The following is a 12,838-nucleotide window of genomic DNA, read 5'->3' as shown; positions in this document are numbered from 1 at the left end:
GCAGCACGGGTCATCGGGCCGGGTTCAATGCGAGCGGCGCACCACCATGTCGGCCAGGGCCGCCAGCGCACGGGTATCCGGCAGGCCACTGCGGGCGAGGGCCTCATGCGCCTCGGCCAGCAGCTCCTGGGCATAGGCCTGCGCCCGCGCGAGCCCCAGCAAAGACACATAGGTGGGCTTGTCGGCCGCAGCATCCTTGCCCGCTGTCTTGCCCAGCGTGGCGGAATCGGCCACCACGTCCAGGATGTCATCCACCACCTGGAACGCAAGGCCCATGGCCGCCCCGTAGTCGGACAGCGCCTGGTAGGCCGCGCCCACAGCGTGGCCGCATGCCGCCCCCATGAGCACACTGCCCTGCAGCAGCGCGCCGGTCTTGAGCCGGTGCATCTGGCGCAACTGGTCTTCGGTCAGCGCCACACCCACGCTGGCCAGGTCGATAGCCTGCCCGCCCGCCATGCCGGCCGACCCTGCGGCCCGCGCCAGCAGCCTGCACAGCGTGGCCTGTGTGGCGGCGGGGATGAGGGTGTTGTCGGGCGTGAGCAGCTCAAATGCAAAGGCCTGCAGCGCATCGCCCGCCAGCAGCGCCTGGGCCTCGCCAAACTGCACGTGCACGGTGGGCTTGCCACGGCGCAGCACGTCGTTGTCCATGCAGGGCATGTCGTCGTGCACCAGCGAGTAGGCGTGGATGAGTTCCACCGCGCACGCGGCCCGCAGGGCTGCTTCGTCCAAACCGGCCCGCAGGGCTGCTTCGTCCAAACCGGCCCGCAGGGCCGCCTCGTCCATGCCCGCACGCAGGGCTGCATCGTCATGCACCTCAGACGCCGTGGCTCCACTGCAGACCGCCTCGTAGGCCGCCAGCACCAGCAGCGGCCGCAGGCGCTTGCCGCCATCGAGCACGGCATAGCGCATGGCGTCGCCCAGCCCGGCGGGTGCGCCGTCGCCCACCCATTGCGACAGGGCCTGCTCCACGCGGGACAGGCGGGTCTGGGTCCAGGCGGTCATGTCCAGCGACTGGCTTTCGGAAATCATGGGCACCGCGCTCATTCCTGGTTCCATGGTTGCAGTTGCCCTTCATCCAGCACCTTGATCTGGTCCTGCACGGCATCAAGCCGCTGGCGGCAAAACGCCAGCAGCGTGGCGCCGCGCTGGTAGCCGGCCAGCATCTGGTCCAGCGGCAACTGGCCCGACTCGATGCGGGCCACGAGTTGCTCCAGCTCTTCCAGCGCCGCCTCGTAGCTGGCGGGTTCGGCGGGAGGAAGGGGTGTTGCGGGGGCCTTGGGCATGGAGGGGGCGGCAGTGCGCGGGTGAAAAACCGGTGATTTTAGGCGCAGCGCTGTGGCGCCCGTGTCAGACAGCAGCAGATCCGTAGGAGGCCTCTATTTTCTGGAACCGGCGATTTCTATTCACGTAGCGGGGGTGCGGGAATAACCCCACCGCCTATAATCCCATTCCCGTCGAGCCGGCCACCTTCTGAGCCGGTTTTCTTTTTCCAGATGTGCCTTCCCGGCGCACCTCCCGCACTCTCTGTGGGGAGTCTTTAGGTCAGGTCACCCATGTCTGATTTAAGTCTTCAACTGCAGCAGGCCGCAAGCCAACTACCAGTTTCAAGCTATTTTGACGATGCGCTGTTCCAGCGCGAGCTGGATACCATCTTCCAGCGCGGGCCCCGCTACGTGGGGCACCAATTGGCCGTGCCCAACACGGGTGACTACTACGCCCTGCCCCAGGAAGGAGAGGGCCGCGCGCTGGTGCGCAACGCCCAGGGCGGCATCGAGCTGATCTCCAACGTGTGCCGCCACCGCCAGGCGGTCATGCTCAAGGGCAAGGGTTCGCTGAACACGCAGCAAAAGGGCAGCGCGGGCGGCAACATCGTGTGCCCATTGCACCGCTGGACGTACAACCCCCAGGGCGAACTGCTGGGCGCACCCCACTTCGCGCACGACCCGTGCCTGAACCTCAACAACTACAAGCTGCGCGAGTGGAACGGCCTTCTGTTTGAAGACAACGGCTACGACGTCGCGGCCGACCTGGCCCGCATGGGCCCGCGAGCCGACCTGGATTTTGGCGGGTATGTGCTGGACCATGTGGAGCTGCACGAGTGCAATTACAACTGGAAGACCTTCATCGAGGTCTATCTGGAGGACTACCACGTCGGCCCCTTCCACCCGGGCCTGGGCAGCTTTGTGACGTGTGACGACCTGCGCTGGGAGTTTGGCAAGAACTACTCCGTGCAGACCGTGGGCGTGGCCAACCGCCTGGGCAAGGCGGGCAGCCCGGTGTACGAGCGCTGGCACAAGGCGCTGCTGGACTACCGTGAAGGCAAGCCGCCAAAGTACGGCGCCATCTGGCTCACGCTGTACCCGCACATCATGATCGAGTGGTACCCGCATGTTCTCACCGTGTCCACCCTGCACCCCATCAGCCCCACCAGGACGCTGAACATGGTGGAGTTCTACTACCCCGAGGAAATCGCCGCCTTCGAGCGCGAATTCGTCGAGGCGCAGAAGGCCGCCTACATGGAGACCTGCATCGAGGACGACGAAATCGGCGAGCGCATGGACGCCGGCCGCAAGGCGCTGCTGGAGCGCGGCGACAACGAGGTGGGCCCCTACCAGAGCCCCATGGAAGACGGCATGCAGCACTTTCACGAGTGGTATCGCGAGGCGATGGGCGCCGGCGTCCCGAAACGCTGAATACGGCGACAAAACCCCGCCAATCCGCAGGCCCGCTGTGACCTGCTCTCATTACAATAGCTGCCGCCGCTTGGTAAACAAGCGCTGGCGGCTATTTTTACTTCTGCACCAGCCGGTGCGCTTCAAGAGATTACAACCCGATGCAAGCCCTCTGGATGGTGTTGGCCGCGTTCCTGTTTGCCAGCATGGGCGTGTGCGTCAAGATCGCATCGGATTTCTTCAACGCGGCCGAACTGGTGTGCTACCGCGGCATCATCGGCATGTTCATCCTGTGGCTGCTGGCCCGGTCACAAAAGGTGACGCTGGCCACGCGATATCCGGGCATGCACGCGTGGCGCAGCCTGGTGGGCGTGGCGTCGCTGGGAGCCTGGTTCTATGCGATTGCCCACCTGCCGCTGGCCACGGCCATGACGCTCAATTACATGAGCAGCGTCTGGATCGCGGCCTTTCTGGTGGGCGGCACTCTGCTCGCGTGGCGACCCTCTGCGGCAGCGCCCCGTCCGGCCTTCCAGGGGCCGTTGATCGTCACCGTGCTGACGGGGTTTGTGGGCGTGGTGCTGATGCTGCGCCCCAGCCTGGACCAGAACCAGGCGTTTGCGGGCCTGATCGGGCTGATGTCCGGCCTGACCGCTGCCTTTGCCTACATGCAGGTGGTGGCGCTGTCGCGCCTGGGCGAGCCAGAATCGCGCACCGTTTTCTACTTTGCCGTGGGCTCTGCCGTGGCAGGCGGTGGGGCCATGCTGTTTACCGGCATGTCAGACTGGCCCGGCTGGCAGGCGCTGTGGCTGCTGCCCATTGGCGTGCTGGCCGCCGGTGGCCAGCTGTGCATGACGCGTGCCTACGCCAGCGCCAAAACGCAGCGCGGCACGCTGGTGGTTGCCAACCTGCAGTATTCCGGCATCGTTTTTGCCGCCGTCTACAGCGTGCTGCTGTTTGGCGACGAGATTCCACCCATCGGCTGGATCGGCATGGCCCTCATCGTGGGCAGCGGCATTGTGGCCACCATCCTGCGCGCGCGGGCTGCGCCGGGGGCACCGGCAGAAGAACACTGAGAGATACGACAACCGTTACGAACTGCACCGGACACGCCGCGCCAGGATGGACACAATGGAGCACTGTCCGGCACATCCCGTCACTTCGTACCCTCCTCTGCCCATGACCACCTACACCACCCTCATCCCTGCCCCCGACCTGCAGTCGCTGATCGCCAGCGGCGCGCCGCTGATGGTGTTTGACTGCAGCTTCGAGCTGATGCAACCCACGGCCGGTGCCCAGCAGTACGCAGAGGCGCACATCCCCGGTGCGGTGTACGCCCACCTCGACAACGACCTGAGCGCCAAACACGGTGCCCCCGGCGCACACGGCACGCTGACCGCGCAGGAAGCCGACCAGCCTGCATCGGGCGGGCGCCACCCGCTGCCCAGCCGCGAGCGTTTTGCGATGTGGCTGTCCAGCGTGGGTTTTGCCAACAACATGCAGGCCGTGGTGTACGACCGCCAGGGCGCCAACTACTGTGGCCGCCTGTGGTGGATGCTCAAGTGGGCGGGGCACGATGCCGTGGCCGTGCTCGACGGTGGGCTGCAGGCCTGGCAGGCCGCCGGAGGCGCGGTGAACAGCGGCGAAGAGCCCGCGCACTTCCAGACCAACTTCCAGCTGGGCGACCCCCTGCGCCGGCTGGCTACGGCCAGCGAGGTGTTGGCGGGCCTGCAGCAACCCGGCCAGACCGTGATTGACGCGCGTGCGGGTGCTCGCTACCGGGGCGAAGTCGAGCCGCTGGACCCCGTGGCGGGGCATATCCCGGGTGCGCTCAACCGCCCTTTCGCCGACAACATTGGCGCGGATGGCCGATTCAAGCCTGCAGCCGTGCTGCGCGCCGAATTTGAAGCTCTGCTGGGGGGCCGCGACCCCGCCACCGTGGTGCACCAGTGCGGCAGCGGAGTGAGCGCCGTGCCCAATCTGCTGGGCATGGAGGTGGCGGGCCTCGGCCCGACAGCATTGTTTGCGGGCAGCTGGAGCGAGTGGTGTTCCGACCCCGCGCGCCCGGTCGAAAAAGGCTGATGCAGCGCACAGCACTGCGGCGCGGGTTGTAAAAGTGCAAAAAAGATGGCTTTGAGGGTGCTATCAAAACCATGAACAGAATGGGGCAGCCCGGGCCCGGTGCTGCAGCAAGCGCCATCGGGTGGAATGCCAGCCCGCATCTGATGCGCGTGTAGGGCAAATTCCTACATGGCCCACCGCGAAACCAGACGCGCGGCACATCCAAACCCCGACTTAATTTCTGATTGGGGCGGTTTCACAATCCATTTCAACGGATCACGCAAAGCCTGCAGTCAGCAGGAAACGCAAGACCCGGTACTGGAAAAAAGGAAGCCGCCATGACCAACGAACAACTCCTCGCCGAAATCCGCGAAGCCAACCTCACCTACCTGATGCTGGCCCAGACCCTGATTCGCCAGGACAAGGCCGAAGCCGTGTTCCGTCTGGGCATGAACGAAGAGTCTGCCGACATTCTGGCATCACTGTCGGCAGCGCAAGTGATGAAACTGGCCTCCCGCAACACGCTTCTTTGCAGCTTCCGCGTGGACGACAACCTGGTGTGGAGCTTGCTCACGAACCACTCGGCCAAGAAGGTGGGCAACGAAGCCACCAACACGCTGCACGCCAACATCCTGATGGCCAGCCGCGTGTCGGAAGTGCTCTGAGCCCCCACCGCCACCCTGATCCCCGTCCTGCCTGAAAGCCCGCCATGTCCACCACCGCCAAAGCCCCCGTCAAGAGCGTTCTGAATGAGTCCAAGCAGATCGAACGCGCTGCGATGCTGATCCAGATGGGCGCCCGCATGCAGGTGCTGGAGTCCGAGACCACGCTGTCGTACGAACGCCTGATCCGGCTGTACAAGGAGATCGCGGGCAAGTCGCCATCGAAGGGACAGCTGCCGTTTTCCACCGACTGGTTTCTGACCTGGCAGGAAAACATCCACAGCTCGCTGTTTTTGAACATCTACGAATACCTGTCCAAGGGCGTGGACCTGGATTCAGTGGAGCTGCTGACCAAGGCCTACCGCCTGTACAACGAACAAGTGGCCACGGCCGAGATCGAGCCCCTGCTGTCTTTCACCCGCGCCTGGCGCCTGGTGAAGTTTGTGGACGCCGGGATGCTCACGCGCACCAAGTGCAGCCAGTGCAGCGGCCAGTTCGTGACCGAGCTGTATGAGAACCGCCACTTCACCTGCGGCCTGTGCAACCCACCCGCCCGCGCTGGCAAGAGCAAGTCTGCTGGTGCGTTGATGTTGCATTGATTTTCAAGAGAAATTGGCCTCTAGCGCTTATGCGGTAAGCGCTTGTAGCTATCAATTTCATACTAACAACACAGCCCCTCCCGGGGCTTTTTTGTTTGCCGCGATGCGGCGGTGCTCGCCATCTGCGGTCACCTTCCCGTCAGCAGGGCGCGCACGTTCTCATCCATGGGCACCGCATAGTTGTGCGCCGCCACCACGGTGTTGCCCACCGGGTTCACCAGCTTGAGGCTGATGTACACCACCGACGTGGACACCGCATAGGTGCCCACCACCACCGCCTGCGCGTCCTGCGCCTGGCTTACCTCGCGCACCTCGCGCGACAACAACAGTTCGCCCTGGTCGCGCTGCAGCAGCAGGTTCTCGCGCATCTTGACCTCGGTCACCTTCAGGCCACGCTGCACCATGCGGCCTGCAATCTGCTCCGAGAAGATGCGGCCCAGCCGCGAAGACTCGGTCAGCCGGTCCACATGGACCAGCGTCGCCACCAGCACGGGCTGGCTGGCGTCCAGCGGTGCGTTCTCCAGCAACGCGTCTGCAGCCCTTTCGTTGGTATCAATGAGGTTGGTACGCTGCAGGCCCGCAGACCTGTCGCCGTAGTAATAGGTATGCATGGGGCTGGTGGCGCAGCCCTGCACCAGCAACGCCAGCGCCAGCAACGGAAAGGCCGTCCAGCGCGCCGACCGCGCACTTCGGCAACCGAGCAAAAACTCCGTCATGGTGCCACCACCCGCCAGGTCTTCACCGCCGTGGGCGGCGGGGGCATGGGGGGCTCGGCCACCTTGGCCCGGTACAGCGCCGAGTCCTCCTGTTCGATGTAATACACATCCGCGGTGCGGGCCAGATACCGGTCTCCGCTCTCCAGGGAGGTGGTGATGAGCACCTCGGTGCGTGTGGGGCCGCCTGCAGCCGGTCCGCTGATGGCGTACTGCGTGAGATCGGTGACAACGCCCAGGGCCGTGATGCCCGCCAGCACAGACCCGGCGCTTTGCTGGTACAGGTACCAGTCCCGCGCCACGCCCACTCCCAGCGCAAGGCGTGTCCAGGGCAAGGGGCCCGTGCTGTTGACCCGTGCCTCGTGCTGCACCAGCTGGGTCTCAAAAGTCAGCGTGACGGCGGCAGGCTGGGTGGACAGCGTGACACCCCGGTCCAGCAGCCGCGTGATGAGCAGTTTGCGAAAGCCGTTGTTGAAACTGGAATCGCCGGGGGAGGCCGCCACAAAGATCGGGTACTCGCCCGCGGGCCAGGCGCTGATCTTGTCGGCTATGCGGTGGGCGACGTCATCGGCCAGCACATCCCAATGGTGCACGGCCCGCGCCTTCTTCTGGTCGGAGGCGGGGTAGTTGTCGGCGCGGGGCACGTCCAGCGAAGCGCAGCCCCCAAGCAGCAGCAGCGCGGCCACAGCGGCAGCAGCAGCCAGCCTCGGCCGCACTCCGTTGTTGGATGGGTGGTGGTTCATGCGCAGGGACCCTTTGGCGGCAGGAGAGGGTTGAAATGCATGCAAAGCAATGGCATAGCGCCATCGTAATGGCCGGGCACAACGGCCATCGGGCAATAAGCGCCCTGTTTGCGCCGCTTTCGGTGCCGCCTCCGGGGCGCTGGGGTGGCCGCCTACACAACGCGGTTGCGGCCTGCCGCACAATCCGCGCATGACCGAGCCTGCCGCCCCCACCACCCCCGACCAGCCCGTGGCGCCCCTGCCCGGCCCCTCTGCCGCGCAGGGCAGCGCACCAGCACCTGACCCGGCTTCCCCACCGCAGGTTACGGCGGCTGCAGAAAGCTCTTCCTCCAATGTCCCCCCGCCCACGCCGCTGCCCGGCGCCGCAGCGGAAGCCGCCGTGGCGCCGTCCCCTTTCAGCGGCCCGCTCATGCTCCACATGCCGGTGGATGTGCGCAATGTGTCGCTGGCCCTCTTGGCGCTGTTTGCCAGTGTGGCCTTGCTGCACTGGGCCAGCGCCGTGTTCATCCCCATCATGCTCAGCCTGCTGCTCACCACGGCGCTGCGGCCCATTGTCGAATTCATGCGGCGCTGGCATGTACCCCGCTGGCTGGGTGCCGGGGTGCTGCTCATCGCCATCGTGGGGGGGCTGGCCAGCACGGCCTGGTCGCTCAGTGACGGCGCTGTGCAACTGGTGGATTCGCTGCCTGTTGCCGCCAAGAAAGTGCGGGACAGCCTGAAGACCCGCACCGGCACCGCGAGCCCGCTGGATAACGTGCAAAAGGCCGCCAATCAGATCGAGCAGGCCGCCACCGAAAGCAGCGCCGCAAGCCCGCCCCGGCGCGGGGTGCAACGCGTGGTGGTGGAGCGCCCGCCGTTCAATATCCGCGACTACCTCTGGAGCGGCACGATGGGGCTGATGTCCGCACTCGGGCAGCTCACGGTGGTGGTGTTCCTGACCTACTTTGCGCTGGCATCGGGCAACCTGTTTCGCAACAAGCTGCTGCGCATCGCCGGCACGAGCTTTGAGCGGCGCAAGATCACCATCCATGTGCTGGAGGACATCACCAACCAGATCCAGCGCTACCTCTTGGTGCAGGTGGTCACCAGCGTGCTGGTCGGCGTGGCCACGGGTGTCGCCTACTGGGCCCTGGGCCTGGAGAACGCTGCCGTGTGGGGCGTGGTGGCCGGTGTGCTGAACCTCGCACCCTACATCGGCTCGGCCCTGGTCACCGGCGCATCGGCCCTGGTGGCGTTTCTGCAGTTCGGTACCCTGGACATGGCGCTGGCCATCGGCGGTGCATCGCTGGTCATCCACACCCTGGTGGGCAACCTGCTCACCCCCTGGCTCACCAGCCGCACCAGCAGCATGAGCCCCGTGGCGGTTTTTGTCAGCGTGCTGGCCTGGGGCTGGCTGTGGGGCCTGTGGGGCCTGCTGCTGGGCATCCCGGTGATGATGGCCGTAAAGGCCGTGTGCGACCGGGTGGAGGACCTGAAGGCCGTGGGGGAACTGCTGGGGGACTGAATCCTGAGCGCCCCCAAAAGATCAACCCGTATTGCGCAGCCCTGCCGCAATCCCGTTGATGGAAATATGAATCCCCGTCTGCACCCGCTCGTCGCCCTGCCCAGCGCGCCAGCGGCGCACCAGCTCCACCTGCAAGTGGTGCAGCGGATCGATGTACGGAAAGCGGTGCTTGATGGATCGGGCCAGCGCCGTGTTGTGCGTCAAACGCTGCTTGTCGCCCGTGATGCGGGTGAGTGCATCGGCCGTGCGGTGCCACTCGGCCTCGATACTGGTGAACACCTTTTTGCGCAGACGCGCATCGGTCACGAGTTCGCTGTAGCGTGAGGCGAGGGCCAGGTCGCTCTTGGCCAGCACCATGTCCATGTTGGACAGCAGGGTGCGAAAGAACGGCCACTGGCGGTACATCTTCTGCAGCAGCGCCAGCTGGGCCTTGGGGTCCTTGCCTTCGGCGTTGATGAACGAATCCACCGCCGATCCGAAGCCAAACCAGCCGGGCAGCGTGAGGCGGCACTGGCCCCAGCTGAAGCCCCAGGGGATGGCGCGCAGGTCTTCGATCTTCTGGCTGGCCTTGCGGCTGGCAGGGCGCGAGCCGATGTTGAGCTCGGCGATCTCGCGGATGGGGGTGGAGTTGAAGAAATATTCAGTAAAGCCCGGCGTCTCGTACACCAGCGCTCGGTAGCTGCCCATGCTGGCCAGCGAGAGCTGCGCGGCCGCATCCAGGAAGGCCTTGGTGGCAGGCTTGGTGGGCTGCAGCAGCGTGGCCTCCAGCGTGGCGGCCACCAGGGTTTCGAGGTTGCGGCGGCCGATCTCGGGGTTGGCGTATTTGGAGGCGATGACCTCGCCCTGCTCGGTCAGGCGGATCTGGCCGCGCACGGTGCCGGGGGGCTGCGCCAGGATGGCCTGGTAGCTGGGGCCGCCGCCCCGGCCCACGGTGCCGCCGCGGCCGTGGAACATGCGCAGCTGAATGCCATGGCTGGTGGCGAGTTCGTCGAAGAGTTCGACGAGGGCGATTTCGGCGCGGTACAGCTCCCAGTTGCTGGTGAAGATGCCGCCGTCCTTGTTGCTGTCGCTGTAGCCGAGCATGATGTCCTGCTCGCCGCCGCTGCGCTGCACCAGCGCGGCCACGCCGGGCAGTGCGTAGAACTCGCGCATGATGGGCGCGGCATTGCGCAGGTCTTCAATGGTCTCGAACAGGGGCACCACGATGAGGTGGTTGCGCGATTCGGCATCGAGCGTGCCATTCATCAGGCCCACTTCCTTTTGCAGCAGCAGCACTTCAAGCAGGTCGCTCACCGTTTCGGTGTGGCTGATGATGTAGTGCCGGATGGCCTCGTGCCCGAAGCGCTCGCGCATGACGCGGGCGGTTTCAAAGATAGCCAGCTCGCCCTGCGCATGGGCCGAGTATTCGGCGCCCACCACTCGCAGGGGGCGCGCGTCGTTCAGCAGTTTGATCAGCAGTGCGCGCTTGGCGGCTTCTTGCAGGTTCGCGTAGTTCGGCTCGATGCGGGACTTGGCCAGAAGCTCGGCCACCACTTCTTCGTGCTTGTCGGAGCTTTGGCGCAAATCCACGGTGGCGAGGTGAAAGCCAAACACCTGCACGGCGCGGATCAGCGGGTGCAGGCGCTCTTGCGCCAGCGCTTCGCCGTGGTGCGATTGGAGCGAGGCTTCGATCACACGCAGGTCGGCCAGAAACTCGTCGGCACTGACGTAGGCATTTTGTGGGGCCACGGCATGGCGCGCGGCCTCTCCGCCGGTCAGGTCCTTGAGGGATGCGGCCAGACGCGCATAGATGCCCGTGAGCGCGCGGCGGTAGGGCTCGTCCTGCCGGTGTTCGTTGGTGTCGGGCGAGCGTTGGGCCAGGGCCTCCATCTCGGCCGACACCTGCACCAAGCGGGCCGACAGCGACAGTTCGCCGCCCAGGTAATGCACTTCGGTCAAGTAATGGCGCAACGCCACATCGGCCTGGCGGCGCATGGCGTATTGCAGGGTTTGCGCGGTCACGTTGGGGTTGCCGTCGCGGTCGCCGCCGATCCACTGGCCCATGCGCAAGAAGCTGTGCACGGGGTATTGGCCGAGTTCGTTTTCCAGGTCGCCGTAGATCTTGGGAATCTCGCGCAGGAAGGTGGCTTCGTAATAAGAGAGTGCGTTCTCGATCTCGTCGGCCACCGTGAGCTTGCTGTAGCGCAGCAGGCGCGTCTGCCACAGCTGGGCCACGCGGGCGCGTAGCTGGGCTTCGTTGGCGGTCAGCTCGCGCGGAGTGAGCGCATCTTTGGCGCTGTTGTACAGCTGGGCACGCACCTGGATGTCGTCGCGCGTGGCCAGCAGCTGGGCGATGTCGCGCTCGGCGTCCAGAATGCTCTTGCGCTGTACCTCGGTGGGATGGGCGGTGAGTACCGGCGCCACGTAGCTGCCGGCCAGCGTTTGCGCGATGGTCTTGGGCGCAATGCCGGCCCATCGAAGGCGTGACAGGGCGACCTCGATGCTGCCCTCCTGCGTGTCGCCCGCACGCTCGTGCACGGCGCGGCGACGGATGTGGTGGCGGTCTTCGGCCAGGTTGGCCAGGTGGCTGAAGTAGGTGAAGGCCCGGATCACGCTCACCGTCTGGTCGCCCGAGAGGGACTTGAGCAGCTTCTTGAGAGCGCGGTCGGCCTCCTGGTCGGCATCGCGACGGAAGGCCACCGAGAGCTTTCGCACCTGCTCGACCAGCTCATACGCCGCCACGCCCTCCTGTTCCCGGATCACATCGCCCAGAATGCGGCCGAGCAAGCGGATGTCGTCGATCAGGGGCTGGTCCTTGTCGGATCGTTTCATGCAGGTGTCTCCGGGAATGGAAGGTATGGCCCGGTGCCGCAGGCCCGCATCACCGCAGGCGGCACCAGCCCCGGTGCGGGCGCATGCTAGCATCGCCCGCCCCTGAAAGATTACAAACAGGTTACGAACTTGAGCAACTCCAGCAGCCCCCTTCATATCGTCATCGCCACCCGCGAAAGCCGCCTGGCGCTGTGGCAGGCCGAGCATGTGAAGGCTCTGCTTCAGGCACGCGGTCACACCGTGGAGCTGCTGGGCATGACGACCAAGGGCGACCAGATTCTGGACCGCTCGCTGTCCAAGGTGGGTGGCAAGGGCCTGTTTGTGAAGGAGCTGGAAGTGGCGCTGGAAGAAGGCCGCGCCCACATCGCCGTGCACTCGCTCAAGGACGTGCCCATGGAGCTGCCCGAGGGCTTTGCGCTGGCCTGCGTTATGGAGCGCGAGGACCCGCGCGATGCGTTCGTGTCGCCTCGCTATGAAAACATCGATGCCCTGCCCCAGGGCGCCGTGGTCGGCACCTCCAGCCTGCGCCGCCAGGTGCTGCTGCAGGCCCTGCGGCCCGACCTGAAGATCGAGCCCCTGCGTGGCAACCTCGACACCCGCCTGCGCAAGCTGGACGAAGGCCAGTACGACGCCATCGTGCTGGCGGCGGCGGGCCTCAAGCGCCTGGGGCTCGAATCCCGCATCCGCGCCACGTTTGCGCCCACGGCCATGCTGCCCGCCGCGGGCCAGGGCGCCTTGGGCATTGAAGTGCGCAGCGACCGGCAAGACCTCATCGCCGCACTGGCCCCGCTGGCCCACCAGTCCACGTGGCTCACGGTGGCTGCCGAACGCGCCGTGAGCCGCGCCATGGGGGGCAGCTGCTCGATGCCGCTGGCCGCGCACGGCACGTTCAGCAACGGTGTCTTGCAGCTCGATGCCGCCTGGGGCGACGTGCAGGCGCAGGCCCCGCTGGTGCGCGCAACGGCCAGTGCGGCTGTCACCACCCTGGACCAGGCCGAAGCCCTGGGCGATGCGATCGCGCAGCAGCTGCGAGCAGGTGGTGCACGAGGCGCGGATTTCACGCAGAACTGAGTGCC

Annotated in this window: 12 protein-coding genes; 7 read left to right on the top strand and 5 right to left on the bottom strand. The window is 65.9% G+C overall.

The window, feature by feature from the left end; genetic code table 11:
* Positions 1 to 24: 24 nt before the first annotated feature.
* Both KYG_RS00215 and xseB read right to left on the bottom strand, forming a co-directional pair.
* A complete protein-coding gene (locus tag KYG_RS00215) occupies positions 25 to 1,044 on the bottom strand; it encodes a polyprenyl synthetase family protein (protein ID WP_008902808.1) in 1,020 nt (339 codons plus the stop codon).
* Positions 1,041 to 1,283 (bottom strand): exodeoxyribonuclease VII small subunit, encoded by a 243-nt coding sequence (xseB, locus tag KYG_RS00210; protein ID WP_008902807.1) that lies wholly within the window; start codon positions 1,281 to 1,283, stop codon positions 1,041 to 1,043. Before xseB ends, KYG_RS00215 begins: the two co-directional genes overlap by 4 nt.
* Before the next feature lie 270 nt (positions 1,284 to 1,553).
* On the opposite strand from xseB, the gene KYG_RS00205 reads away from it, so the two are divergent.
* From KYG_RS00205 to flhC, 5 genes are all read left to right on the top strand, one after another.
* Positions 1,554 to 2,693: an aromatic ring-hydroxylating dioxygenase subunit alpha gene (locus KYG_RS00205; RefSeq protein WP_008902806.1), complete on the top strand. Its 1,140-nt coding sequence runs from the start codon at positions 1,554 to 1,556 to the stop codon at positions 2,691 to 2,693.
* 140 nt (positions 2,694 to 2,833) lie between these two features.
* On the top strand, positions 2,834 to 3,745 hold the full coding sequence (locus KYG_RS00200) for a DMT family transporter (protein ID WP_034692327.1): 912 nt from the start codon (positions 2,834 to 2,836) through the stop codon (positions 3,743 to 3,745).
* A 103-nt stretch (positions 3,746 to 3,848) separates the two neighbouring features.
* On the top strand, positions 3,849 to 4,751 hold the full coding sequence (locus KYG_RS00195; protein WP_034692324.1) for a sulfurtransferase: 903 nt from the start codon (positions 3,849 to 3,851) through the stop codon (positions 4,749 to 4,751).
* 317 nt (positions 4,752 to 5,068) lie between these two features.
* A complete protein-coding gene (gene flhD / locus KYG_RS00190; RefSeq protein ID WP_008902803.1) occupies positions 5,069 to 5,395 on the top strand; it encodes a flagellar transcriptional regulator FlhD in 327 nt (108 codons plus the stop codon).
* A gap of 44 nt (positions 5,396 to 5,439) precedes the next feature.
* A complete protein-coding gene (gene flhC, locus KYG_RS00185) occupies positions 5,440 to 5,991 on the top strand; it encodes a flagellar transcriptional regulator FlhC (protein ID WP_008902802.1) in 552 nt (183 codons plus the stop codon).
* Positions 5,992 to 6,119: 128 nt separating this feature from the next.
* On the opposite strand, the gene KYG_RS00180 is transcribed toward flhC, so the two are convergent.
* Together KYG_RS00180 and KYG_RS00175 are read right to left on the bottom strand one after the other, a co-directional pair.
* Positions 6,120 to 6,707 (bottom strand): FlgO family outer membrane protein, encoded by a 588-nt coding sequence (locus KYG_RS00180; protein WP_008902801.1) that lies wholly within the window; start codon positions 6,705 to 6,707, stop codon positions 6,120 to 6,122.
* The gene (locus KYG_RS00175) at positions 6,704 to 7,447 is read right to left on the bottom strand and encodes a hypothetical protein (RefSeq protein ID WP_008902800.1); all 744 of its coding nucleotides are present in this window, start codon (positions 7,445 to 7,447) and stop codon (positions 6,704 to 6,706) included. The genes KYG_RS00180 and KYG_RS00175 overlap by 4 nt, the downstream gene beginning before the upstream one ends.
* Before the next feature lie 190 nt (positions 7,448 to 7,637).
* On the opposite strand from KYG_RS00175, the gene KYG_RS00170 reads away from it, so the two are divergent.
* Positions 7,638 to 8,951: an AI-2E family transporter gene (locus KYG_RS00170; protein ID WP_008902799.1), complete on the top strand. Its 1,314-nt coding sequence runs from the start codon at positions 7,638 to 7,640 to the stop codon at positions 8,949 to 8,951.
* Between the two features lie 21 nt (positions 8,952 to 8,972).
* On the opposite strand, the gene ppc is transcribed toward KYG_RS00170, so the two are convergent.
* Positions 8,973 to 11,762 (bottom strand): phosphoenolpyruvate carboxylase, encoded by a 2,790-nt coding sequence (gene ppc / locus KYG_RS00165; protein ID WP_008902798.1) that lies wholly within the window; start codon positions 11,760 to 11,762, stop codon positions 8,973 to 8,975.
* A gap of 129 nt (positions 11,763 to 11,891) precedes the next feature.
* On the opposite strand from ppc, the gene hemC reads away from it, so the two are divergent.
* A complete protein-coding gene (gene hemC / locus KYG_RS00160; RefSeq protein WP_008902797.1) occupies positions 11,892 to 12,833 on the top strand; it encodes a hydroxymethylbilane synthase in 942 nt (313 codons plus the stop codon).
* The last annotated feature ends 5 nt before the right edge of the window (positions 12,834 to 12,838 follow it).

The organism is Acidovorax sp. NO-1 (assembly GCF_000238595.1).
Classification (GTDB): domain Bacteria; phylum Pseudomonadota; class Gammaproteobacteria; order Burkholderiales; family Burkholderiaceae_C; genus Acidovorax.
This window is presented reverse-complemented; position numbering and strand designations above follow the sequence as displayed.

What these genes read in the sequence shown, in the direction of transcription:
- KYG_RS00215 (WP_008902808.1), bottom strand. Translation starts at nt 1,044, where the DNA reads ATGAGCGCGGTGCCCATGATTTCCGAAAGCCAGTCGCTGGACATGACC.
- xseB (WP_008902807.1), bottom strand. Translation starts at nt 1,283, where the DNA reads ATGCCCAAGGCCCCCGCAACACCCCTTCCTCCCGCCGAACCCGCCAGC.
- KYG_RS00205 (WP_008902806.1), top strand. Translation starts at nt 1,554, where the DNA reads ATGTCTGATTTAAGTCTTCAACTGCAGCAGGCCGCAAGCCAACTACCA.
- KYG_RS00200 (WP_034692327.1), top strand. Translation starts at nt 2,834, where the DNA reads ATGCAAGCCCTCTGGATGGTGTTGGCCGCGTTCCTGTTTGCCAGCATG.
- KYG_RS00195 (WP_034692324.1), top strand. Translation starts at nt 3,849, where the DNA reads ATGACCACCTACACCACCCTCATCCCTGCCCCCGACCTGCAGTCGCTG.
- flhD (WP_008902803.1), top strand. Translation starts at nt 5,069, where the DNA reads ATGACCAACGAACAACTCCTCGCCGAAATCCGCGAAGCCAACCTCACC.
- flhC (WP_008902802.1), top strand. Translation starts at nt 5,440, where the DNA reads ATGTCCACCACCGCCAAAGCCCCCGTCAAGAGCGTTCTGAATGAGTCC.
- KYG_RS00180 (WP_008902801.1), bottom strand. Translation starts at nt 6,707, where the DNA reads ATGACGGAGTTTTTGCTCGGTTGCCGAAGTGCGCGGTCGGCGCGCTGG.
- KYG_RS00175 (WP_008902800.1), bottom strand. Translation starts at nt 7,447, where the DNA reads ATGAACCACCACCCATCCAACAACGGAGTGCGGCCGAGGCTGGCTGCT.
- KYG_RS00170 (WP_008902799.1), top strand. Translation starts at nt 7,638, where the DNA reads ATGACCGAGCCTGCCGCCCCCACCACCCCCGACCAGCCCGTGGCGCCC.
- ppc (WP_008902798.1), bottom strand. Translation starts at nt 11,762, where the DNA reads ATGAAACGATCCGACAAGGACCAGCCCCTGATCGACGACATCCGCTTG.